Annotated in this window: 15 protein-coding genes and 2 pseudogenes; 10 read left to right on the plus strand and 7 right to left on the minus strand. The window is 61.6% G+C overall.

Translation table 11 applies throughout. The features are described from left to right. Positions 1-115: 115 nt before the first annotated feature. The 7 genes and pseudogenes from NKJ00_RS28765 to NKJ00_RS28795 form a co-directional block, all read left to right on the plus strand. Positions 116-621, plus strand: a pseudogene (locus NKJ00_RS28765) (ISNCY family transposase); the annotation flags it as partial. Between the two features lie 474 nt (positions 622-1095). Beyond that, entirely contained in the window at positions 1096-2166 is a 1071-nt protein-coding gene (gene torT / locus NKJ00_RS28770; protein ID WP_023768625.1) for a TMAO reductase system periplasmic protein TorT, read from the plus strand. Between the two features lie 92 nt (positions 2167-2258). Further along, a complete protein-coding gene (locus tag NKJ00_RS28775) occupies positions 2259-3743 on the plus strand; it encodes a sugar ABC transporter ATP-binding protein (RefSeq protein ID WP_023707090.1) in 1485 nt (494 codons plus the stop codon). Continuing rightward, positions 3740-4714, plus strand: a complete 975-nt coding sequence (locus NKJ00_RS28780; RefSeq protein WP_352632147.1) for an ABC transporter permease — start codon at positions 3740-3742, stop codon at positions 4712-4714. Before NKJ00_RS28775 ends, NKJ00_RS28780 begins: the two co-directional genes overlap by 4 nt. Then, positions 4707-5696 carry an ABC transporter permease gene (locus NKJ00_RS28785; protein ID WP_031204409.1) on the plus strand — a complete coding sequence of 330 codons (990 nt, stop codon included), beginning with the start codon at positions 4707-4709 and terminating at the stop codon, positions 5694-5696. Before NKJ00_RS28780 ends, NKJ00_RS28785 begins: the two co-directional genes overlap by 8 nt. Positions 5697-5712: 16 nt before the next feature. Next, the gene (locus NKJ00_RS28790; RefSeq protein ID WP_352632149.1) at positions 5713-7773 is read left to right on the plus strand and encodes a hydantoinase/oxoprolinase family protein; all 2061 of its coding nucleotides are present in this window, start codon (positions 5713-5715) and stop codon (positions 7771-7773) included. A 32-nt stretch (positions 7774-7805) separates the two neighbouring features. Beyond that, positions 7806-9599 carry a hydantoinase B/oxoprolinase family protein gene (locus NKJ00_RS28795; RefSeq protein WP_023737067.1) on the plus strand — a complete coding sequence of 598 codons (1794 nt, stop codon included), beginning with the start codon at positions 7806-7808 and terminating at the stop codon, positions 9597-9599. Positions 9600-9643: 44 nt separating this feature from the next. On the opposite strand, the gene NKJ00_RS28800 is transcribed toward NKJ00_RS28795, so the two are convergent. The 4 genes from NKJ00_RS28800 to NKJ00_RS28815 all read right to left on the minus strand — a co-directional run bounded on the left by NKJ00_RS28800 (position 9644) and on the right by NKJ00_RS28815 (position 13621). Next, positions 9644-10327: a GntR family transcriptional regulator gene (locus tag NKJ00_RS28800; RefSeq protein ID WP_023737066.1), complete on the minus strand. Its 684-nt coding sequence runs from the start codon at positions 10325-10327 to the stop codon at positions 9644-9646. Between the two features lie 88 nt (positions 10328-10415). Further along, complete coding sequence (locus NKJ00_RS28805; protein WP_352632151.1) at positions 10416-11729, minus strand: aspartate aminotransferase family protein; 1314 nt, start codon at positions 11727-11729, stop codon at positions 10416-10418. A 33-nt stretch (positions 11730-11762) separates the two neighbouring features. Continuing rightward, positions 11763-12743, minus strand: a complete 981-nt coding sequence (locus NKJ00_RS28810; RefSeq protein WP_352538806.1) for a transketolase family protein — start codon at positions 12741-12743, stop codon at positions 11763-11765. Next, positions 12740-13621, minus strand: a complete 882-nt coding sequence (locus tag NKJ00_RS28815; protein ID WP_023768618.1) for a transketolase — start codon at positions 13619-13621, stop codon at positions 12740-12742. The genes NKJ00_RS28810 and NKJ00_RS28815 overlap by 4 nt, the downstream gene beginning before the upstream one ends. Before the next feature lie 98 nt (positions 13622-13719). On the opposite strand from NKJ00_RS28815, the gene NKJ00_RS28820 reads away from it, so the two are divergent. Both NKJ00_RS28820 and NKJ00_RS28825 read left to right on the plus strand, forming a co-directional pair. Further along, positions 13720-15099 carry an aminotransferase gene (locus NKJ00_RS28820; protein WP_352606435.1) on the plus strand — a complete coding sequence of 460 codons (1380 nt, stop codon included), beginning with the start codon at positions 13720-13722 and terminating at the stop codon, positions 15097-15099. Positions 15100-15221: 122 nt separating this feature from the next. After that, on the plus strand, positions 15222-16715 hold the full coding sequence (locus tag NKJ00_RS28825; protein ID WP_023768617.1) for an NAD-dependent succinate-semialdehyde dehydrogenase: 1494 nt from the start codon (positions 15222-15224) through the stop codon (positions 16713-16715). A 77-nt stretch (positions 16716-16792) separates the two neighbouring features. Here the strand turns inward: NKJ00_RS28825 and NKJ00_RS28830 are convergent, their stop codons facing one another. Together NKJ00_RS28830 and NKJ00_RS28835 are read right to left on the minus strand one after the other, a co-directional pair. Then, on the minus strand, positions 16793-17212 hold the full coding sequence (locus tag NKJ00_RS28830) for a Fic family protein (RefSeq protein ID WP_352632154.1): 420 nt from the start codon (positions 17210-17212) through the stop codon (positions 16793-16795). Positions 17213-17235: 23 nt separating this feature from the next. Beyond that, positions 17236-17934 carry a Fic family protein gene (locus NKJ00_RS28835; protein WP_352632156.1) on the minus strand — a complete coding sequence of 233 codons (699 nt, stop codon included), beginning with the start codon at positions 17932-17934 and terminating at the stop codon, positions 17236-17238. Between the two features lie 1047 nt (positions 17935-18981). Between NKJ00_RS28835 and NKJ00_RS28840 the strand changes: the two are divergent. After that, a pseudogene (locus NKJ00_RS28840) lies at positions 18982-19724 on the plus strand (oxygen-independent coproporphyrinogen III oxidase); the annotation flags it as partial. Between the two features lie 814 nt (positions 19725-20538). Here NKJ00_RS28840 and NKJ00_RS28845 read toward each other — a convergent pair. Continuing rightward, positions 20539-23073 (minus strand): two-component system VirA-like sensor kinase, encoded by a 2535-nt coding sequence (locus NKJ00_RS28845; RefSeq protein ID WP_031204404.1) that lies wholly within the window; start codon positions 23071-23073, stop codon positions 20539-20541. Between the last annotated feature and the right edge of the window lie 546 nt (positions 23074-23619).

The following is a 23619-nucleotide window of genomic DNA, read 5'->3' on the forward strand; positions in this document are numbered from 1 at the left end:
ATATGCGGGTGTGACGACCGATAAGGCGGACCGGCTATTCCGATAGGGACATCCATACTGTCGCATGACCGACTCGTCATCCCCGCAAGGCCAGTAATGCCAGAAGTGCTGCACAATACGCCAGGAACGCACACCGACCAATCAGTGTTTCGACTGTTCGCCGCACACGGGATCGGCCTCTCAGCTGGCAAAACCATGTCGCAATGGCTGGACGTGCATCGCGATTTGCGAGCCTGGTGACGCGGGACTTGCGCCGGCACGCTATCAAGGGAACCGGCCGCGACGGCCTGCCGGCGGAGGCTGTGCTGCCCTGCCCCTGCTCAAGCAGCACCACCCACTAAGCATCGGGAACCCGCGTTCCATTTAGAAGCCTCCACGTTGCGGGCCTATGCCCGGCTGCCGGGAGAATGAAGTCGCAAGACAACACCCGCAATCCGTGCGCCGACCTCTAGGAAGAACTCAGGCTGGCAAGCGCCAGACGAGAGAAGTTGGAAAGCGGCACGGTCGTGCGCGGGGAACCGTCATTTCAACAATCATCCGACCGCAGCGTGTTATGGCACGCTGCGGTGCGGTTCAGCGCGGCTGTTGCAGCACGCGAATGCACTGGGCACATCTCCTCCCTAAAGACCTATGACGATTTGGTCGATAGCGAAGTGTGGCTGCTGACCAATGGCTCTGTATTCGAAGGCCACGCTGATCGCTTTGACTTATTCGCCGGCGCTTGATGTCAGGCAACTCGATCGACAAGCCGCATACCGGTCGGTCGCGAGGAAGCCCACATCGCCGCGGCCAGTTGCATGGTTGCTGTCTCCGACTCGTCTTTCGTCAAATGGATTGTGATCCCGGTCGAGGCAGCGAAACCGCGATTGAAGACACCTTCCCGGCTGAGCACCGGCTAATGAAAACCCTGTTGACTTATAACTTATAAGTAGTACGGTAGGACTGTGAAAATGAACAACGGCGCGGATGGCCCTGAAGGCGAACTCGCCTAGACGGTACTACGATCCGCCAGCAAGCCTCTGCTCCCAAGGCAGACCGCGGAGCCGGCGAAATCGCCGGCTCCGGACCCGGGAACACACGAAAATGGGGAATCACATGACCAAGAATCACGCTTTCCGATCCATCCTCGCGGCGGCTTTCGTCACCGGCGTGGCCGTCCTGCCCAACGCCGCCCAGGCCAAGGATTGGTGGCCCTTCAAGATCAACGCGGCCAAAGGCGGCGATCTGAAAAAAGTCGAGGCACTCGACTATGTGCCGCTGGAAAAGGCCGAGAAGCCTTGGAACCTGTGCGTCTTGTTTCCGCACCTCAAGGACAGCTACTGGGTCTCGGTCGACTACGGTATCGTTGAGGAAGCAAAGCGCCTGGGTGTCAAAGTGACGGTCCTGCAGGCTGGCGGCTATGACGCGCTGCCCAAGCAGCTGTCGCAATATGACGATTGCGTCGCATCCGGTGCCCAGGGCATCCTCGTCGCCGCCATCTCGGAAGCCGGCCTGGCGGCCAAGCTGAAGGAGGGCGACGCCAAGGGTCTTGTCCAGATCGCCGTCGCCAATCCCATCCTGGAAACTCCGATCACCGCGCGCATCACGCCCGATACCTACCAGAAGGGTTTTCAGGAGGGTGAGTACCTCAAGAAGTATCTCGGCGACAAAAAGACGACCGCAATCGGCCTGCCGGGTCCGCAGGGATCGGGTTGGGCGGAGAGCTATATGGCGGGCTTTCGCGACAGCATCAAAACCGGCAACATCAAGCTCGCGGCCGAGCTCTATGGTGAGCCCGGCGTTCCGCAAAGCCTGCGCCTCGTCGAGGACGCCCTGCAGACCTATCCGGATCTCAATGTCATCTGGGGCGGGGCTGCTGCGGCGGAAGCGGCCGTCAGCGCCGTCGCCGACGCTGGCCGCGACGATGTCGTGATCATGTCGTCTTACGAGAACCAGACGATGCTGAAGCTGGTCAAGGAAGGCAAGGTGCTTGGCTTTGCCGCCGAGTATCCGGTGATGATGGGCCGCATCAGCGTCGACCTCGCGGTGCGCGCCTTGGAAAAGAAGGACTATGAGAAGGTTCTGCTGGTCGCGCCGGGTATCGTGACCAAGGACAACGTCGACAAAATCGACCCGACGCAGATTTTCGCGCCCGATGGGTGGAAGCCTGAATTTTCGGTACAATAGTCGCATCTTCGATGGGCGGTAGACCTCGGCCTTGGCCTGCCGCCCGTTTTGCTTCGAGTTCGGTGGTGTCAGCGATGCTTGAACTTACGGGTATGACGAAGCGTTTCGGGGGGGTGGTGGCGCTTGACGGCGTCGATTTCACGCTGCTGAGCGGTGAGGTCCATGCCCTTCTCGGCGAAAACGGCGCCGGAAAGTCGACGCTCATCAATCTGATAGCGGGAACCTACGGCTGGACCGAAGGCTCTTGCCGTATCGACGGCCAAACCGTTTCCGCGCTGACCCCACAGAAATCCCGCGATGCCGGGGTGGCGGCTGTGTTCCAGGAATTCAGTCTTGTCCCCGACCTCACGGTCGAGGAGAACCTGTTTCTTGGACGCGAGATCAAGGGAAGGCTTTTCCTAAATCGGCGCGCGATGCGTGCCCGCGCGGAAGAACGCTTCCGCGACGTTGGCTTTCACGTCGAGCTGGACAGCAAGATCGAAACGCTGACCCGGGCGCAAAAGCAGATGGTCGAGATTGCCAAGGGCATGCTTTCGGATGCCAAGATACTCATCCTCGACGAACCGACCGCGTCGCTTACCGACGGTGAAGCGGAAAAACTGTTCGCCGCAATCGCGGGCCTCAAGGCGCGGGGCGTCGGCATCATCTATGTGTCGCATCGCATGGCCGAGATCCGTCGGCTCGCGGACCGTGTCACGGTCTTGCGAGGAGGGCGCAAGATCGACACAGTGGCCATCGCCGCGGCATCGGACGCGACCCTGATCGAGATGATGGTCGGCCAGCCGGTCGAACGACTTTATCCATCAATTAGCCAGCGCCCCGCCGAAATCGTGCTGGCGACCAGGGGGATCAGTGTCTCCGGCACCCTATCCGATGCCTCCATCGTGGTCAGAGCTGGCGAAATCGTCGGCCTGGCGGGCCTGGTTGGCTGCGGTCGTAGCGAACTTTGCCGAGCCGTATTCGGCCTGGAGCGTGTGACGTCCGGTGAGATCGAACTCCATGGCGAGGTGGTCAGAGCGCCAGTGCCGCACAGCATGTTGCGTGCTGGACTTTGTTACTACCCGGCCGATCGCGGCGCCGAGGGACTGGCGCTTGGCCGGCCAGGCCGCGAGAATGTGACCATGGCCGCGCTCGACGACCCGAGACTGTCCCAGGCCGGACTGCTCAAGTTCTGGCGCGAGCGCCGGGCGATAGCCGCGCCGTTGAAGACACTGGGTCTACGACCGATGGCGCCGGAACGCGCGGCGTCGTCGTTTTCGGGAGGAAACCAGCAGAAACTCGTGCTGGCGCGCGGTCTGATGCGTCCTGTCTCGGTCCATATTTTCGATGAACCGACGGTCGGCATCGACGTGGGCGCTAAAAGCGAGGTCTACAGGCTTATGAAAAGCCTGGTCGAGAATGGCGCGGCTATTCTGCTGTCATCGTCCGAACTGCCAGAGCTCGTTCACCTGGCCAACCGCGTCTATGTCATGCGCGAAGGGCGCATAGTGGCCGAACTCAAAGCCGACGGCATCACCGAGGCCACTGTGCTGCGTCACTATTTCGACGCCGAAACCGGCGCCACGGAGGCAGCATGAGCCCTGACACGCTGCGGCGCCGTTTTGTGGAAACCGGCGGGATCGTCATCCTGCTTCTGGTCGCGGTTGCGGCCGCGGCCGCGATCATCGAACCGCGTTTTCTGAACCGCCTGAACATCCTCAACGTCCTGCGCAATTTCTCCTTCCTGGCGGTTCCGGCGATCGGCCAGATGATCGTCATGACCACCGGCGGTTTTGATCTGTCGGTCGGTGCCACCATGGCCTTGGCGTCCGTGGTCACGGCCGCGGCGATGGCCGCGATGCCCGACGCGCATGGGCTCCAGCTGCTGATGCCGGTAGCGCTGGCCTTGGCCAGCGGCGCCTGTGTTGGCCTGGTAAACGGCACGCTGGTGGCGCGCCTTTCCCTATCACCTTTCATGGTGACATTGGCATCGTTGTCGATCGTCGCGGGACTTACGCTCTATTACACGCAGGGTATCCCGATCTATGGCGTTTCCGACGCCTTCGTCTATGCCATCGGGCGAGGGCAGGTGCTTGGCCTGCCGCCGGTCTTGCTGCTGGCGATCGTGGTGATCGCCATCGCCATCATTCTGCAGCGTCGGACCGCGCTAGGGCGCCACTTCTACGCCGTCGGCGGCAACGTCGGCGCCGCCCGACTGTCGGGAGTGCGCACACACCATGTGTTGATTACCGCGTATGTGCTCTCCGGTCTCCTGGCCGCACTCACCGGCGTGCTGATCACCGCCCGTATCGGTTCCGGCCAGTCGACGATCGGCGGGACGCTCGGACTGGAGACGATCGCAGCGGCGGTGATCGGCGGCGTTTCATTGCGCGGCGGCTCAGGCCGCGCCGAGAACGTCGCCATGGCGGCGCTGTGCCTGGCGATCATCGCCAATGCGATGAACCTCACGCAGATCGACAGCAAATTCCAGACGCTGGTGCTGGGTTCGGTGCTCATCGGCGCACTGGCTTTCGACCGAATTGTTCAGGGGAGGCGGGCCAATGTCTGATCGTCCAGACATGGCGGCTCCAGTTGTTCTTGACCGCGCTCGCCCGGACATCCGCCAGTTCGCGTCGCAGGCCAAGCTGCCGGGGCTCGTATTCCTGGCCCTGCTGGGTCTCGGTCTGCTCGACCCGCGCATTGTTTCAAGCGGCAATCTCTGGAACATCGCGATCCAGACGAGTTATCTCGCACTGTTTGCCATGGCGCAGACCATGGTGCTGCTGACGCGCGGCTTCGACCTGTCGCTTGGCTTTACCGTCTCGCTCGTCAGCGTCATATCGGCGATGGTGATGACCGGAAGCGGCGATATGCCCATCCTGTGGGGGATCGCCGCTGGCCTTGGCGTCGGGCTGCTGATCGGCGGGCTGAACGGCGTCCTCATCGCCGGTATCGGCATCAATCCACTGGTGACGACGCTTGGCATGGCCAACATTGTCATGGCACTGGCGTCAACCGTCAGCGGCGGCTTTCCCGTGCCGGGCGTTCCCGAAGCCTTTACGGACGCCTTGGCGGAGGGACGGCTGATCGGCATTCCGGTGCCCATCCTGTTCGCCGCGCTGTGTTTCGCACTGCTGTTCCTGGTCCTGCGCTTCACCGTGTTCGGGCGCGGCCTGTATCTCATCGGCGCCAACCCTCGCGCGGCGAAGGCGGCGGGCGTTCGCACCGGACGCGTCGTTGCGATCGACTACGTGGTCTGCTCGCTGCTGGCCGCGATTGGCGCCATGCTGCTCACCGCGCGGACCGGATCGGGCGAGCCCAATCTCGGCGGCAACCTGACCCTGGAATCGATAGCGGCGGCGGTGGTCGGTGGCGTGCGCCTCACCGGCGGAGAGGGAGGCGTCACCGCGGCTCTGCTCGGTGCCCTGTTCATCACGGTCATTTCCAACGCCATGAACCTCATGCAGGTCGACGGCTATCTGCAGCAGGTTCTTTTGGGCCTCATCATTCTGGCCAGCCTGATACTGGGCCGCGATTACAAGAAACGCTAACAGCTTCGGACCTTAAATGGCTTATCAAGTCTGCATCGACATCGGCGGAACCTTCACCGATTGCCTGATTTCCGAGCCCGGTGGGAAAATCTCGATCTTCAAATCGCCCACCACGCCCGGCGAATTCGAGAAGGGATTCATCAACGTGCTGCACGTGGCGGCGGCCGGATACGGGCTCGATCCCGCGACGTTCATGACCAAGATCGACTTGATCGTACACGGCTCGACCGTCTCGACCAACGCGCTGGTCGAGCGCAAGACCGTCAAGGTCGGATTGATCCTCAACGAAGGACATCAGGACATCCTCGTCCTGCGCGAGGGGCCGCGCAAGGGCGCCTTCCAGTGGCGGCTCGACTATCCCGAGCCCTATGTCCCGCGCCACCTGACGAAGACGGCGCGGGGCCGCGTCGATGCGCGCGGGCGGGAGCTCACGCCTCTGTCGAGATCCGATGTCGAGGCGGCGATAGCCGACTTCCGGCGCTATGGGGTCGAAGCGATAGCGGTCGGTCTGCTTTGGTCGGTCGTCAATCCCATCCATGAAACAACGGTGCGCGATATCATCGCGCAGGCATGGCCGGAGATCCCGGTCACGCTTAGCCATGAAGTCAATCCGATGTCGCGCGAGTACAAGCGCATCATCGCGGCCGCTATCGACGCGTCGATCAATCCGATCGTGCGCACCTACATCGAGGACTTGCGGCAAGCACTTTCGCAGGCGGGTTTCCAGGGCGAGCTGCTGCTGGCCAACTGCGTCGGTGGAATGATGCCTCCCGCCGAGATGCTGCGGCGGCCAATCTACAGCGTCATGTCGGGGCCGACGCTGGCGCCGATGGCCGCGCTGGCGCTGAGCGACGAAGCCAATGTCATCGTCGGTGACATGGGCGGCACCACCTTCGACGTCTCGGCTTTGCGTGACCACCAGATCATCGTCACCCCGGACAGCATGATCCACGACGACTCGCTGGGGATCGCGAAAGTCGATGTGAGATCGGTTGGCGCCGGCGGCGGGTCGATTGCCTGGGTCGACGATGGTGGCCTGCTTCGTGTCGGGCCGCAAAGCGCTGGCGCGCGGCCGGGGCCGGCATGCTACGGAGCGGGCGGCACCGCGCCGACGGTCACCGACGCCAATGTCGTGCTCGGCATCATTGACCCGGATTATTTTCTCGGCGGCCGGATCAAGATCAGCCGCGATCTGGCCGAGAAAGCGGTCGCGAGCATCGCGACGCGGCTCGGCATCCCGCTGCTCGACGCGGCTTACGCCATCCAGACCACCAGCAACCACAACATGGTCGGGGCCATCGAGGAAATCACCATTCGCGAGGGCATAAACCCACGCGACAGTTTCTTTGTCTGCGGCGGCGGCGCGACCGCCATCCACATCGCCGAGATGGCCGACATATTGGGCTTGAAACGCTACATGATCCCGCGCTTCATGGCCGGGCTGAGCGCGTTCGGCGGGTTGATCTCGGATATCACGCGCGAGGAAAGCGCTGTTTTTCTGACCTCGACCCGGCGCTTCGACGCCGCGGGCGTCTCCGACATCCTGGCGCGGTTGAAGGTGTCGGGCGAGGCATTCCTCGAACAGGCCGGCGTTGAGCCAGATCTCCGGCGTTTCGAGTTCTCCTTTCTTGGTCGCTACGAATACCAGTCCTGGGAGATCGAGGTCCATTTCGAGGCCGACGAGGCGCGCCTCGACCCGGCAAAACTGCCAGGTCTCGTCGAAGCGTTCCATCAGATGCACGAACGCATCTATTCGATCAGATCCGACCGCGACGTTGTCGAATTCACCAACTGGAAGCTGCGCGCGGTGGGCAAGCGGGCTAATCAGGATGCCTGGAAGGATTTCAGGCTGGCCGACCAGGCGACGGCGCCGGTCGCCAAGACCCATCGGTCAGCTTATTTGCATGAAACCCGGCGGACGAGCTCTCTGCCTGTTTACGACATGGACCAGCTGGGCGCGGGGGCGGCGCTTGATGGGCCATGCCTGGTGGAGGCGACGACGTTCACCGCCTTCCTCAAGGACGGACATCGCGGGCGCGTCGACCCGCAAGGCAACATTGTCGTGACAGTCGATTGAGACTCAAACCTTCCCGAACAAGGCATCGTAAAATGAATTCACCTGTCATTCGCCTGGAGACGCCAACGCGCCGCGTCGATCCGTTCCTGATGTCGGTTCTCAAAAGCCGGTTCGAGGCGGTGGTGCGGGAAATGACGCTGGTCGTGATGCGGGCCAGCCGCTCAGCGGTGATCAAGAACGCCCGCGACCTGAGCTGTGCGATCCTGACCTATGATCACCGCCTGGTTTCCACCGAGGACGCGCTGCCGATCCACGTCATGTCGATGGATCTGGCGACCCGTCCGATAACGGAGTTGTTCGACGATATCGCCGACGGCGACATCTTCCTCAACAACTGCCCATACACGGGCGGCACCCATCATGCCGACCTGATCATGGCGATGCCGATCTTTTTCGACGGCAAGCCGCTGTTCTGGGCCGTGGCGCTTTCCCATCACGCCGATACTGGCGCGCCGACACCTTCGACATATCTGCCATTTGCCAAGAACGTTTATGAGGAAGGGATCCACTTTCCCTGCGTGCGTGTGGTCGAACAGCACCGGGAGAAGCAGGACATCCTGCGCATCGGCATGATGCGCAACCGTGTTCCAGACATCTGGCTGGGCGACGTGCGAGCCCAGATCGGCGCCTGCAGGACCGGTCGACGCCGTCTCTTGGAACTGCTTGAAAAATACGGCCGCGACACGCTGCTGGATTTCGTCGAGGACTGGTTCGACTACGGTGCGCGTCGCGCCATGGCCGAGATCGCCAAATTGCCGAAGGGCAAGTTCTCCTACGAGGTCCGCCATGACCCGGTCCCCGGCGTGGCGGAGGAGGGCATCCCGGTCCGGATCACCATCGATGTCGACCCTGAAGCCGGCGAGATCACGGTCGACGTGCGTGACAACATGGATAACGTCCCTGGCGGTCTCAACCTGTCGGAAAACACCTGCACGGGCTCGTGCCGCATTGGCGTCTTCAACAATCTCGACGACGGCATCCCGCACAACGAGGGCGCCAAGAGCCGGATCAAGGTGTTGATGCGGGAGGGAAGCGTGGTTGGCAAACCCCGCTACCCCGTAGGCACCTCGGTGGCGACCACCAATGTCAACGACCGGTTGATCATCGCCGGCAATTGCGTGTTCTCGACGATGGGAGAACCCTATGGCCAGGCCGAGAGCGGCTCGCACCTGCCGGCGGGGATCGGGGTGATTTCGGGCAAGGATCCGTTCAAGGACGGGCAGCCCTACGTCAACCAGGTCTTCATTGGCTACGCCGGCGGCGGCGCGCGTCACGGCTATGACGGCTGGTTGACATATTGCGGGCCGGCGAATGGCGGCCTGATCGCGCTGGATTCCGTGGAGGTGGACGAATCCATGTATCCCATCATCATTGAATCGCGCGGCGTGGTGGCGGGTACCCAAGGCATTGGCGAGTTCGAGGGCGCTCCCGCGGTGGGCGGTGTCTTCTATCCCGTCGACCACGAGATGACACTGGTCTACTCGGCCGATGGCACAACCTTTCCGCCGCGTGGCGTGCTGGGCGGCGGTGACGCCAAAGCAAGTCGCAGTGCCAAGCGCGGCACGGATGGCAAGCTGGTGGAATTGCCGGCCTTCCATGAGGAGGCGTGCCGCGCCGGCGAGCGCATCGAGTTCGTTGCCTGTGGCGGCGGCGGCTACGGCGACCCGACCAAGCGCGATGTCCGCCGTGTCGCGGCCAGCGTTGGCCGCGGCTGGCTAACAAGCGAAGCGGCTCGCAAGTCCTACAAGGTTGCCCTGGTGCTGGACGCCGAGCAGGGCGTCTGGGTTGTCGACCAGGATGCCACCGCGCGCCTTCGGGCGGCCTGAGCCAGCGCGAAGAGAGGTCGCCAGCAAATGACCGGCGGCTTCGATCACGCCCGCTTGGCGGCCGCGTCCTGCTCGTCGAAATACCGCAACAGGTTCATGCCACCGCGCACGATGTCGCGTTCGATCGCCTTACGCGCCACCTTCTTGTTGCGGGTCCGGAACGCTTCGATCAGCGTCTCGTGCTCCTCCGCGCCGATGTAATCGTTCTCGGCCTGCAGATAATACACGTTAAGGATAGGGCCCATCGAGACCCACAGGCTTTCGATCTGGGCGATCAGCATATCCATCTTGGACAGGCGGTAGACCCCGAAGTGGAATTCACGATTGGCGCGACGGGCGCGGTCAGCATCGCCGGACGTTTCGCCGGCCACGAAATCGCGATGGATCTCGACCAGTTTTGCAATGTCCTTCTCCGAAACATGCTCAACGGCGAGTTCGGCCGCTAGTCCCTCGAGCGCGATGCGAATGAGCCGGACCTGCCAGTAACGCGACCGGGTCAGCTCTGGAACGGTGATGAACCGCCCTGACCGCAGTTCCAGCGCCTGCTCGCTGACGAGCCTGAAACAGGCCTCGCGCACAGGCGTGACGCTGGTGCCCAGCCGTTGCGCCAGATCCTGCATCAACAGTCTTTCGCCGGGCCGGAAATTGCCGGCGATCAGGGCTTCGCGCAGCGAGATATAAGTTCTCGCCGACAGACTGCCTTGCTCGATTGGCTGCATCGTGCTCATGGTCCACCGCTGCAATCTTGGCCGCACCGAATCGACAACGGATAGTGCGAGACGCTCTTATATCCTATAAGTCCGTTGCGAAACATGGCTAGGAGCTGGCGGGTTTCCCAGCGGAGAGCTTGCGCAGGATTGTCTCGATGATATCCAGCGATTTCTCGACTGTCGCCCGGTCATGGCTCCCTGACAGGTAGAGACGCTTGAGCGGAAGCGGCTGGCCGATCAGCCGGTTCGCCACCATCTCTCTGCGGAACGCAAGATCGAAAACATCGTCGTTGCCCAGCAAGTCCTGGTAGTCGCGGTAAGGACCGCTGAGGAAATAGATCAGCCAGACCGAGCCAAACCCGGCGCTCTGCGCGGGCAGGCCGAGGCGATCGATAATGCCATCCAGCTGCGTGCGCATGAAAGCGCCGAGGGCAAACAGGCGGTCGTAGAAGCCTGGTTTCGACAGCTCCTCGATCGTCGCCTGCATGGCGGCGAGCGTCGACGGCGTGCCGTTGAAAGTACCGCCCATGAACACGGATCCTTCCCCGGTCCGGCCGACGAGCGCCATGAGATCGCGACGACCGGCCACCACGCCAACGGGATAGCCTGAGGAGGCCGCCTTGCCGAAGGTCGCCAGGTCAGGCGTGACGTCGGCGATCGACTGATAGCCGCCGAGCGCGTGGCGAAAGCCGGTGATGACCTCGTCGAAGATCAGCACGACACCATGATCGCTGGTCAGGCGACGCAGCTCGCGCAGGAAAACATCCGTCGCGATCACCGACCCCATATTGTGAGCGATTGGCTCGATGATGATCGCCGCGACATCGCCGGGATTGGCCTTGAGATAATCCTCGACGGCGCCGGCATCGTTGTAAGGCAGCACGATGGTGTGACGGGCGGCATCCTCGAGGATGCCAGCACTGATGGGATCGTACTTGCCGATCGCCTGCGCGTGCGACTGTACGTTCATGGCGACATAGTCGTGCCAGCCATGATAGCCGCCTTGGAACTTGATGATGCGCTTGCGACCGGTGGCGGCACGGGCAAGGCGCAGGGCGTGATAGGTCGCCTCCGATCCGGAATTGCAGAAGGCGACGAGATCCGCGCAAGGGATGCAGTCGACCAGCGCCTCCGCCACCTCGATCTCTAGCCGCATCGTTCCCGCGCCGACAAGGTCGATGTCCTGGGAGACCGCAGCGATGCGTTCACGCACCGCCGGATGACAGTGGCCAAGCACATTGGCGCCGAAGCCGCAGTGGAAGTCGGTGTACTGGTGTCCATCGACGTCGTAGAGAAACGCACCCTGCGCCCGGGCAAATACATGCGGCGCGCCGAGCCTGCGGCTCGGGCTGAGCAATCCGCCCGGCATCACCGCACCGGCGCGCTCGATGAGTCGGGAGGTGTTATTCTGATCGGTCATCGGAATGTCCGTGCATGGCTATGGTCCGCCGGCTCAGCCGAGGGCTTCAAGAACGGTGGCCTCGATTCCCGCCGCGTCCAGCCGGTAGTGCTTGTAGAGATGCGTTGGCGGCGCAATCAGGCTGTATTCGTCGCGGATGCCATGGCGTATCAACCGTGCCGGGCTGCCCGCCTCCGCCAGGATTTCCGCCACGGCGCCGCCCAGACCGCCCAGGATATTGTGTTCCTCGATGGTTAGAATGAAGCGGGAGTGAGCCGCGGCCGAGAGCACTGCCTTCGTATCCATTGGCTTCACCGTATGCATGTCGATCAGTCCGACGGACTTGCCCGCCGCGCGCAGCGCCCGGTAAGCCTCCCTTGAGGGATGGACCATCGAGCCACAGGCGATGATGGTCAGTTCCGATCCTTCGCCGTGAACGATCGCCTTGCCGAACTGGAACTCGACGCCGTCGTCTTCATAGACCAGCGGTTCCTGGCCGCGGCCAATGCGGAAGTAGATTGGCTGGGCATGATTGACAGACGCCTTGACGGCGGCCGCCAGTTGCGGGCCGTCAGCCGGCGCGACGACCGTGAGGTCGGCGATGCTTCGCATGATGGCAAGATCTTCCGTCGCATGGTGGGAGGTGCCGTAGAAGCCGAGTGAAATACCGGCATGATGACCGATCAGCCGCACCGGCAGCGCCGAATAGGCGACGTCGGTTCTGATCTGTTCGCAGCACAGCAGCGCCAGGAAAGAAGCGAATGTAGCGACGAACGGCATGGCGCCGGTGCTGGCCATGCCGGCAGCAGCCGAAACCATGTTCTGCTCGGAAATGCCAAATTGCGTGAAGCGTTCGGGAAAGCGTTGCGCGAACCGCACCAGCCCGTTGGAATATTGAAGGTCGGCCGTACCGGCCACGACCGGATAACCGTCTTCGACCAGCTCAATGAGCGCGTTGGCCAGGTAACTCAGGCCAGGCGCGCGCGCGTTGATCTGGCGGTACTGCCAGGAGTTGGTATCGATCGGGCCGTTCATTGTGTTTTGCCTCCACGCTTGATCTCTTCGGCGGCCAAGGCCTCGTCCGATGGCGCGAGATAGCCCAGATGCCAGCCGGGTTCGGTTTCCATGTAACCAACGCCCTTGCCTTTGGAGGTCTTGGCAATGATGCAGACGGGCCGGGTGCGGTCTGCCTCGGCCTTCAACTGTCGCAGCAGCGTCGCGAGAGCGACGACGTCGTGCCCATCGACCTCGTGCACCTGCCAGCCGAACGCCGCCCATTTGTCGGCCAACGGCTCGATGCCGATGATGTCGTCGACCTGCCCGTCGAGCTGGTATCCGTTGCGGTCGACGATGGCGATCAGATTGCCGGCCTTATGGTGGGCGGCGGAGAGCGCCGCTTCCCAGACCTGGCCCTCCTGCATCTCGCCGTCACCGAGCAGGACATAGACATCGAAGCGCCGGTTGGCCGCACGGCCGCCAAGCACCATGCCGAGGCCGCCGGACAGGGCATGGCCGATCGAGCCGGAGCTGAAATCGACGCCGGGCACCTTGCGCATGTCGGGATGATCGCCAAGCGGATTGCCGAGCCGGGTATAGCCATCGAGGACGTCCTTGGAGAAGAAGCCCCAGTCGACCAGCAGCGGATAAAGCCCGACCGCGGCGTGCCCTTTGCCCATAAGGAAGCGGTCGCGGTCCGGCCATTGCGGCTCGCCGCGCCTCAGCCGCATCGCATCGTAGTAGAGCGTGGCGAATATTTCCGCGCAGGAGAACACCGACGAATAGTGGCCCACCTTGGCGATCTGGATGAGGCGCAGCGTCTCGAGCCGGACGAACTCTGCCCTGTCGCGCAACAGGGCGATCCGCTCCGCGTCGGGTGGCAGGGTGTTGTTTGAAGGAGTGGGTGCGTTGGCCATTGGACGTCACTCTCGGGATCATTTTTTCTCGACAACTTATAAGTTATAAGATATTCCTCGCCGAAGCAACCGCCTATCTGGTCGCAAGGAGAATTTTGATGAACAACGAATCGCGCGTGCTGGACATGGCCAGGCACTTTCATTCCCAAACGGATCCACGCCTGCATGAGGATCATGGTCCGTTGACGATCGTGGCCGGCGAAGGCGCGACCGTCACGGATGACGCGGGCAACCGCTATATCGAGGGCATGGGCGGACTCTGGTGCGCCTCGCTTGGCTTCAGCGACAGCCGGCTGGCTGTCGCTGCTGACCGCCAGATGCGCAAGCTCGCCGTCTACCACACCTTCAACCACCGCTCGAACGAGCCCACCGTCGAACTCGTCGAGCAGCTTACCGCGTTGGCGCCGTTCGACCACGCGCGCGTCTTTCTGGTCGGCTCCGGTTCGGAAGCCAATGATACGATGATCAAGCTCGCCTGGTATTACCAGGCCGCGCGGGGACGTCCGGAGAAACGCAAGATCATCAGCAGGTTTGGCGCCTTCCACGGCAGTACGATCATGGGCGCGGCGCTGAGTGGGCTGCCGCACATGCACAAGTCCTTCAACCTGCCGCCGCTTCCCGTCATATTCGCCGCGCGGCCGTTCCACTATCTCGACGGTCTGCCGGGCGAGGCGGAGCATGACTACGCCACGCGCCTGGCCCAGGAACTCGAGGCCCTGATCCTGGCGGAGGGGCCAGAGACGATTGCCGCGATGATCGCAGAGCCAGTCATGGGCGCCGGCGGCGTGCTGGTACCGCCGGAGAATTATTTTCCAAAGGTTCAGGCGGTGCTGCGCAAATACGACATCCTGATGCTGTCCGACGAGGTGGTCTGCGGTTTCGGACGCACCGGAAATTGGTTCGGCAGCCAGACTTTTGGCATGGAACCGGACATGCTGTCGGTCGCCAAGGGGCTTTCATCCGGTCATCTGCCCATTGGCGGCGTCATTATCTCCGACAAGGTCTACCAGTGCGTCGCCGACGAGGCCCACAAGGTCGGCGTGTTCGGCCACGGTTTCACCTATTCCGGCCATCCGGTGACAGCCGCCGTCGCCGCCGAGGCGATCAGGATCTACCGCGAGATCGATCTCGTGAGCCAGGCGCGCCGTCTCGGCGATTATCTGCATGCAGCGCTCGCGGACGCGCTCAACGACCATACACTGGTCGGCGAGGTCCGCGGCCGCGGTTTTATAGCGGGGATCCAGATCGTCGAGGATCGCGCCACCCGTCGCGCCTTTGCGCCGGAGCTGCGAATTGGCACCGATGTCGAGCGGCGGTGCCGCGAGCACGGAGTCATGATCCGCAACATGGGCGACGTGCTGGCAATCTGCCCGCCCTACGTCATCGCCCCTAAAGAGATCGATTACATGGTTGATGGCATTCGCGCGGCTCTTGATGAGACCGCGGCGGCCCATGCGCGGACTGACCAGTCGGCATGAACCCGCCCGGCGTGCGGCGAGACGTCGCTGGAGGGGCCGGCCGCGCGAAAGGCGCTTGGGCAAGCGCGAGCCGCAGCCAGCATACAGGATCCTGATTGTCTTATCCGAACGGAGGCCAGACCATGCTTCAGAAAACCAGCCATTTCATGCGCCAGGCCAATCTCATCAACGGCGAATGGGTGCAGGCCGACAGCGGCCAGACGGTCGACGTCAACAACCCGGCCACCGGTCTCAAGATCGGCACCGTGCCGAAGTCGGGCAAAGCCGAGACCCGCCGCGCCATCGAAGCCGCCGCGGAAGCTTTCAAGACCTGGCGCAAGACGACCGCGCTCGAGCGCTCGAAGCTGCTGCGCAAGCTGCACGACGCGATGATGGACAATCAGGACGTGCTGGCCGAACTGCTGACCATCGAGCAGGGCAAGTCGCTGTTCGAATCGAAGGGCGAGATTGGCTCTGCCGCGGCCTACATATTGTGGTTCGCCGAGGAAGGCCGCCGCACCTATGGCGACGTGGTGCCGTCGCCGTGGGCGGATCGCCGTATCCTGGTGACCAAGGAACCGGTCGGCGTCATCGCCGCCATCACGCCGTGGAATTTCCCGTCCTCGATGCTGGCCCGCAAGCTCGGCCCGGCGCTCGCCGCCGGCTGCACCGCAGTGGTCAAGCCGGCCTCGCAGACGCCATATTCGGGCCTCGCCTGGGGTGCGCTCGCAGAGGAGGTCGGCTTCCCCAAGGGCGTCGTCAACATCCTGACCGGTTCGGCAAGCGAGATCGGCGACGAGATCTGCGCCAATCCGCTGGTGTCGAAGATCACCTTCACCGGATCGACGGAAGTCGGCAAGCTTCTCATCCAGAAGTCGTCGGTCACCGTCAAGAAAGTGTCGATGGAACTCGGTGGCAACGCGCCGTTCATTGTCTTCGATGACACCGACCTCGAGCGTGCGGTCGCCGGTGCGATCACCGCCAAGTATCGCAATTCCGGCCAGACCTGCGTCTGCACCAACCGCTTCCTTGTCCAGGCTGGTGTCTATGACAAGTTCGTCGAGAAGCTCGCTGCCGCCAGCAATGGGCTGAAGGTCGGCTCCGGCCTCGAGGACGGCGTGCAGCAGGGGCCGCTGATCGACGAGAAGGCGGTCGAGAAGGTCGAAGAACTGATCGCCGACGCCACATCCAAGGGCGGCAAGATCGTTGCCGGCGGCAAGCGCCATGCGCTCGGCGGCTCGTTCTTCCAGCCGACCGTCATCGCCAACGCGACACCCAATATGCGCTTCATGAAGGAAGAGATCTTTGGGCCGGTCGCCCCGGTGTTCAAGTTCGAGACCGAAGAGGAAGCGATAGCGCTCGCCAACGACACCGAATTCGGCCTCGCCTGCTATTTCTACACCGGCGATCTCGGCCGCGCCTTCCGCGTCATGGAAGGGCTGAAATACGGCATGGTCGGCGTCAATGAAGGCCTCATCACCACGCCGGAGGCACCCTTCGGCGGCGTCAAGGAATCCGGCCTCGGCAAGGAAGGCGGACATCAGGGCATCGAGGATTACCTCGACACCAAATATGTCTGCATCGGCGGCCTCGGCTCTAGTGCGCCGGCTTTTCCCGCGTCTCAGAACGCGGAATGACGAACCCGCGGGTGATCCGGTGAAAATCTTTCCGGTTCCGAGGAGAAGTGACCTAAGATCGTGAGCGCCCTATGCTCTTACGTTTCCGGAAAAAGCTTCGGAAACAGCGCGTCCAGAGCGTCCGCCGGAAAGCGTAGGGACACTGGGCCCTTTGGCGTTTCCGACGCCAATAGTCCGAGCGCGATTACGTCATTGAACACTCGACGCGCCGTACGTTCGGGTAGTCCGCTAATACGGGATGCCTCGCCGCGGTCAAACTCACCGCGCGTGAGCGCTTCCTCCACGAGGCGGCCGGCTTCGGGCTTCAGACCACTGCGCTCCACATGCCGATACAGCCGCTTGGCCAACGTGTCGAGATCGAACAGTCCGGTCATGAAGCTCACCTGATCGATACACGCCTGCAGGAACCATAAGGTAAAATCGCCGAGTGCGCGTTCGGAGAGGTTGCCACGTCCGTCGAGATCACCCTCGCGGGGCATATCGGCATGATCCATCATGCTCTTGTAATCCGTTCGGCTTTTCACGCCACGTGCCAAGCCTCGTGAGATCGACCACAGCCCGTGCGCGGCGACCCCGGCCTGAGGGCCATGGCGTGGCTCATCAATCGGCTGACGCGTCCGTTGCCGTCCGGAAACGGGTGAATGTAGTTGAAGCGGTGATGCGCGGCAGGAATGGTCAGGATGCGTCCGGCCTTGCCCAGCTTATCGAAGCGATAACGCATGGCAAAGTATTGCATGAAATCGTTGACGCGATCGCTCGAAGGCGGTTCATGCCGGCCGATGGCGACGTCATGCTCTGGCTTCGATCGCCACTCACCTGGCGCCATGACGAACTCACGGCCGGAACCCTTGATGGTCAGCATGGGCGATTCCGCATCGCGGTAGAATTCCGCATGCAGCCATCGAAGAAAACCTACCGATGCCGGTTCCGGCAACTGCCCATCGCCAGCCAGGCGGTCGATCTCGGCTTGCACGCGAACGTGCGCGGCCGCCTCGAGCTGCAGATTGCGGCGGTTCTCGTCTCGATCGAAATTCCGACCAGCGCCCGTTCGATGTCGCGCGGGCGCGTATCGTGGCCTTCGATCAGGTTGCTGTAGTAGGTGTTCATGATGCGCACGAGATGGGGCGAGGTTGGCTGCGGTACGCGAGTGCAGGCTTTTGCCCAAAACAGCCGACGTCGCCAGGCTTGGACACAAATCGATGCTGCCGATGATGATCATGGCCGATGTTCGGCAGGCCTATCGTACTGACAACTACGCACAAACCGTAATTGGGGGAGCCATCTGGCCGATGCTTTGGCCGATCTATGACGATCGGCCGGACTCAGACAGGTTCGAGGTGGAAAACAGGCAGCTTTAAACATGGTTCTGCCTCGGCCAGCGCAAGATTCGCCTGGAGCTTCGCTTATGCTGTGTGAGCTTGTTCTCTCGCGCCCGAATTCCCCATGGATGGCCCAAAAGCAGGCGATCCATTTGTCATTTTTAAGTGCGTCGGACTGCCAGTTGATCGCGTTCTGACCCGACTGGGAGTTCAAGTTTGACCTGAAACTGACCGGGTGCTGGATGGCAGGCTTCATCCCCACCGGTCTGATATGAAACAACGTTCGGCCCCGAGGCTAGGCTGCAATCTCGGATGGCTTGTATGCGCCGTTTTTTTAGAGCGTGTTGCGGGCTTGGTCTGCTCAACCTCGGAGCTCTACGCTTCACGGCGTTAGGATGAGCGTTCGAGGCGCAGGATTACTGCCGACACTGCTCTTCTTGTTCGCATTGGGCAGTTCCCGTTGGAAGCTTCCATCTTGCCGACTGCTGAGTTTGGAGTCGCCGTAGCTGTGAAATCGAAAAGAAGCCCATAGGCAACGTTTGCCGCGACGCTACTGAGAGCTGGTCACCGGGAGAGCCGAAGGTAGAACGAAGTTGTCTCGTTGAGCTTGTATGTGGCGCCAGCATAGAAGGCCCAGTTCCCACCCCAAGGCTTATACAAACCGCCACCGTTAGCGCCGATCGCGTTCATGGCCTCGTCCTTTTGGCAGAGATCACCACGGTCGCTAGCTGGCGAGCAAAGTCCGTCCCAGCGCTGCATTATCTCGTCGGATCCGGCAAGCTGGCAGAATTTCCCAGGCGGAGCTGACGGGGAGGGATGGTGGGAATAAAACGGTGCGCGTGAGGTCTCGGCGGGAACAGCCAAGACATCTAAGCGGAACGGACTGGCATAACGCAAAGACACAGGCGAGCTCAGCGGCAAGGTGGTTTGTTATCACCATGGGACGCCTGCCGCGTCAAACGGTGGTGTCGTGGGTCGAGACGGCGAGGGCAGCGGTCGCCATGCGCCCCGACCGGCTTGCCTTGTTCGGCTACTCGCATATCCCATCCCAAATAAAGAACCAGCGCCTCCCATCGAGGCGGAATTTCTTCCCGACAGCGCTGCCCGCGCTGAACAGTATGCGGCTGTCGCCGTGAGGCTGATTGCCGCCGGCTACCGACAGATCGGGCTCGACCATTTCGCCTTTCCGGACGACGAGCTCGCGCTGGCACAGGAAACAGGTCGCCTGCGACGTAACTCGTTGGGCTACTCGGCTGACACCTGCAGAACCCTGATCGGTTTCGGCGCGTCGGCTATCGGCCGCACCGGCCAGGGATACGTTCAAAACGAAGTTACACGGGATTCCTACATCCAGCACATCGCAGCTGGCCGACTGGCTACATCGAAGGGCCATCGCCTCACAGACGACGACCGCGTGCGAGCCGCAATTATCGAGCGATTAATGTGCGATTTCGAGGCTGACGTGCCGGCAATCTGTGTCGCCCACGGATCTGATCCGATCCGTCTTCGCGGTTCAGATGAGCGTTTGGCGATGCTGGCCAAGGACGGAATAGTGGACTTCGAAAACGGTTTTGTCCGCGTACGGCGGGAGCATCGCTTTGGGATTCGCGCTGTCGCTGCCGCATTCGATGCTTTTAGGGATGGCGTTACGTATCCCGCAGGTGAGGGCAAGCAGACACACGGAAGCTAACACAGGGGGTATCTTTTGCCGGAGAGAACGAGCTGCCATCGTGCGGTGCCCGGTTAGTAGTGAAGCGCCGTAAAATGTCGACATAGGCGTTGGTGAACTGGACCGAACGACGAGAACAGCCTATCCAGTGTGTTGTCGGCAGTTAGTTCGAAAGTCCTGCTACACCCGATCCGATGCCTCTCAACGCCGAGGCCGCACCTCCGTGCCGAAGCCGGCCTTCCCAATGGTGGGTCGAGCCGTCGCTTACCCCGTGCTTGCCTCACAGATCCGCGACCGAGAACCCAGCCTCATGCTCCCGCCCTGCCGGGGCCTAGGTCAATCTAGCATGAAAGGAACACGTCGGAACCTGGGATATCGCTTGCCCGGCCGGGCGGCGATAGCCTTGTCGGGGCAGCGAGGAGCCGTAGCCGATGATGAACGCACAGGAGAAGTCTGGCGTGAATGGGGCGATGATTGTCAAGCTTTGCTCTCGAGTCATTTCGTCAACCATCTTGCGTGACCGATTGGCGACCATCTCCTCGTCCCGACCTTATATTACCCGTTGCCTGTCGCCGCCAGCGCGCAGTGACTTGTCAAGGATGGAGGCCCGCAGACCCCATCGCGCGGCGACTTGTCCTTGACGGTCACGAGCACGGCGGCAGGTTTGCCGTGGTCGGGGAGCCCTTCCTTGGGCGGAGCCGACGACGGTGTTCGAGGGGAACTCGCCATGAGCCGGGTGCGCAGAGATCGTCCGACGCTCTTGTATTTGCTGGATCCCAGCCGGCTCCGCCTCCGACTGCCTCGGTAGCTCGGTATCCTGAGCGCGTCGGCGGCATCATGCCATTATCATCCTACGAATTGCATGCTCCATCGTCCTGGACGAGACCGGTTTGGCTAGCCAAAGGACGAAGGTCTGATTACCAGATGTGATCGGCATGGGGTCGCTTCCACCAACGACGATGATGGGCACCGTCATCAGGGTGGTACGTAGAGCTTCGGGCTGTCCTGGCCCGAGGAAAGTCGCTTTATCGAAAATTAGGAGGTCGGCTGCCTTCCCGCTCTCGATCCAGTCGCAAAGACTCTCGAAGGTCGCGAAGCCGACCGGCTTATAACCCAGCGCGGCGATCTTATCCTTGTAGATCTCCAACGCTGCTGGATCGGGGTCAACGACTGCAATGATTTCTCCGTTGCCAAGTGATCCATCGCATGGGCCGAAAGCGCTATCAGCTCTGACCTGCTCCTCAGCGCAGGCCGGTAAGTAGAGATCGAAGCGTGTACCTCGGCCAACAGCCGAGGTGACGTCAAGGCATCCTGCGAGCGCGCTCACATGGCGGTCCACTGCAGCAAGACCCAGTCCGGTCCCGCCGACGCGAGAGCGCGTGGTAAAAAAGGGCTCAAAGATATGCGGAAGCACCGAACTTGCGATTCCTTGGCCATCGTCGCTGATGGAGAGGAGAACGTAATCTCCCGGTTTCAAGGTGCCCTTAGCCACGGGCTTCGTTTGACAGACGTGAGCGCGAGAAACGCTAATCTCGACACGGCCCTCATTCAAGAGAGCCTCCGACGCGTTCTTGCATAGATTCATAAGGATCTGCTGTATCTCGGTCGGGCTGCCCTCGATCACCGTTTGCCACTCGTTGATCTTGAAGTTCAACTGAACATCCGCACGAAGTGTAACCCGCAGCAATGGCGCGAGATCCATTACACTCTCCGAGACGTCGAAAGGCATCGTCACGCGCTTCCGATTTCGGCTTAGTGACAAAATTTGATCAATAATCAGTTTGGCTCGGTTGCTGGCCAAGATAATTTGGCCGATGTGGCCCCGAATTCTCGAGGGGCGACGCACAAGACCTTTAGCCATCTCTGCGTAGCCGACTATTGCTCCTAGAACATTATTGAATTCATGTGTAACGCCGCTTGCGATTGTGCCGACAGCCGTCAGCCTTTCCGCATGCTCCCATCGACTCTCAAAAAGGTTACGTTCCGTGTGTACACGTTGCATTTCAAGATGGTTGCCTAAACGCACAGTAGCGCTCGCCAGAACCAGGAGGTCGTCTGTGGAGGGTGGTGAGCGATCTCCTTCAAAAACAAGGATACAAACCGCAGCCTGCTGATCGGAGGCCCGGCAACCAACAATTTGACAAACACCGGTAGTGCCTACGGCAGTCCGAACCACTTCCGACGCCGGAACGACGCGAAACACTGGCTGTTCCGGGTGTACAAGTGAGACGACTTCATGGATTAGCGTGGCGTTCCAGACGCGCATGCGCTTGTTCGCGACAAAGTACTCGGTATTCCTGCTGATACTCGGATCCACCAGAGCAAGCGCGCATTGATCCGCATCGAAAACGCATTGAATGAGTCTAAGCGCCGCTTCGGTGGAGAAGCGCCGCGAAGCCTTCGTTGCTTGACTGTCGATGAAACAAGCTTCGATCTCACTCATCGCCGCTTCAAGCTCTAACCGCCTTTCCAACCGGTTCGTCCGCACATGCAGCGTGGAGGCTCGAATGGTCGCAAACAAGCAGAGGCATATGGACACCAAGCCAAAGAAAAGCCGTGTACGCTGCGCTTGCGCGCTGGCGAAGCTGTAGGCTTTCAGATGTTCTCGCTCCAATTCGGCAGCCTTGGCGAACGTGTCGAAGGATGGGATCCGATTGACAGCGCGGTCCAACCTCAACATTGAGGACAGGATAGCGCGGCCCTCGCGGGCAACATCCTCCGTGACTTGGTCCTGGCTAGGAGGAAGTCGGCGGAGAGACTGATCGATTTGTAATGCGAGGCTGAATCCCGGTCTGGCCGAAAATTGAAGGATCAGATTGGAAAATTCAGGCCTGTTCGACACTCCCCCCCAAAGGCGATTAGCCGAGCGAGCAAAGCGTACGAGAGAGCTTTGCAGAAGCTCATTTTGCGCGGCCGAGTTCGAGATGGCAGCTTCTGTGTTTTCGAGGGACTTTTTGAGCTGTGCAACCAACCTGGAGTGCACCCCGGAGCTCTCATTGGGCGAAATCTCAACAAGGCGTTGGTAGTTTTGAAGGTTCCTTTTTAATGCTTGCCCGGTAGAAGCAACGGAACGGAAGTCCAATACCATGTCGGCGCGGGCGACGTCTCGCTGGAGCAATGCGTAGTTGATCTGAATCGTCCGCAGTTCGCTTAGGACCGCCTCGTTGATCTGGGGGTCTTGCCACTGTATCGCGACCAAGAGCGCAACCGAGGCCACTAGGGCCATTACAGAAGCTTTGTCGGTACTGAGCCATTTTTCCCAAACGAACGGCGTTTGAGCCGCGGTGCGTGCCTTGCGAAGGTCCGAGTTGAATTCTAGCTCCCCATCGCGTCGGTGTGCGGCCGGATGCTGCTGGAACAGGAAAGCCAAGTGTACCTCTCCCCTCAAACAGGCGGTGTAGACACCGTTGCACTCTGCCCCCATGGCCCGCTGACCTCCCATTGATTCGCGGGCGTTTCGACCTCGACGGCGAGGCGGCAGCACAAGGCGGGCAACTGATCGCAGTTTTCGGAACTGGTCTTCCGAGAGATCATCGAAGGGGCATACAAGCGCACGCCTGCAGCAGCCGAGGATGATACCGGCCGGTCAAACGCAACTGGCGAGGGCCGGATCTGCTGTTGGCTGGCAGCTAACACTGGCGGGGCGGCGGCCTCAACTACGGCGTGCCTAGAGCCGGCTGCTGCGAAAGCGTCCGACACGCTTCCCTTGGGGTCATCCCGTCCAGCGGGCATTCTTGGATCGCTGAAAAAAGACGAGGCGGCTTGATGATCCTGCCCTCGCTGAAGCACCTCGCGAAACCCCTTTTCCAGTCGCAGAAGCTCCTCTGGACCGGTTGGCGGCTCGTCAGCTCGACCATCGAACAGCGGCCGGAGCGCCTCGGACACGTGCTGCTCAAAGCCCACTCGCCGGGCCTGG

It is taken from the genome of Mesorhizobium sp. M0227 (genome assembly GCF_040321855.1).
GTDB lineage: Bacteria > Pseudomonadota > Alphaproteobacteria > Rhizobiales > Rhizobiaceae > Mesorhizobium.

Coding starts and splice junctions, on each gene's coding strand:
- NKJ00_RS28775 (WP_023707090.1), top strand. CDS start 2,259: ATGACGAAGCGTTTCGGGGGGGTGGTGGCGCTTGACGGCGTCGATTTC.
- NKJ00_RS28830 (WP_352632154.1), bottom strand. CDS start 17,212: ATGATGGATCATGCCGATATGCCCCGCGAGGGTGATCTCGACGGACGT.
- NKJ00_RS28785 (WP_031204409.1), top strand. CDS start 4,707: ATGTCTGATCGTCCAGACATGGCGGCTCCAGTTGTTCTTGACCGCGCT.
- NKJ00_RS28790 (WP_352632149.1), top strand. CDS start 5,713: ATGGCTTATCAAGTCTGCATCGACATCGGCGGAACCTTCACCGATTGC.
- NKJ00_RS28825 (WP_023768617.1), top strand. CDS start 15,222: ATGCTTCAGAAAACCAGCCATTTCATGCGCCAGGCCAATCTCATCAAC.
- NKJ00_RS28810 (WP_352538806.1), bottom strand. CDS start 12,743: ATGAACGGCCCGATCGATACCAACTCCTGGCAGTACCGCCAGATCAAC.
- NKJ00_RS28805 (WP_352632151.1), bottom strand. CDS start 11,729: ATGACCGATCAGAATAACACCTCCCGACTCATCGAGCGCGCCGGTGCG.
- NKJ00_RS28795 (WP_023737067.1), top strand. CDS start 7,806: ATGAATTCACCTGTCATTCGCCTGGAGACGCCAACGCGCCGCGTCGAT.
- NKJ00_RS28800 (WP_023737066.1), bottom strand. CDS start 10,327: ATGAGCACGATGCAGCCAATCGAGCAAGGCAGTCTGTCGGCGAGAACT.
- NKJ00_RS28820 (WP_352606435.1), top strand. CDS start 13,720: ATGAACAACGAATCGCGCGTGCTGGACATGGCCAGGCACTTTCATTCC.
- torT (WP_023768625.1), top strand. CDS start 1,096: ATGACCAAGAATCACGCTTTCCGATCCATCCTCGCGGCGGCTTTCGTC.
- NKJ00_RS28780 (WP_352632147.1), top strand. CDS start 3,740: ATGAGCCCTGACACGCTGCGGCGCCGTTTTGTGGAAACCGGCGGGATC.
- NKJ00_RS28815 (WP_023768618.1), bottom strand. CDS start 13,621: ATGGCCAACGCACCCACTCCTTCAAACAACACCCTGCCACCCGACGCG.
- NKJ00_RS28835 (WP_352632156.1), bottom strand. CDS start 17,934: ATGATCATCATCGGCAGCATCGATTTGTGTCCAAGCCTGGCGACGTCG.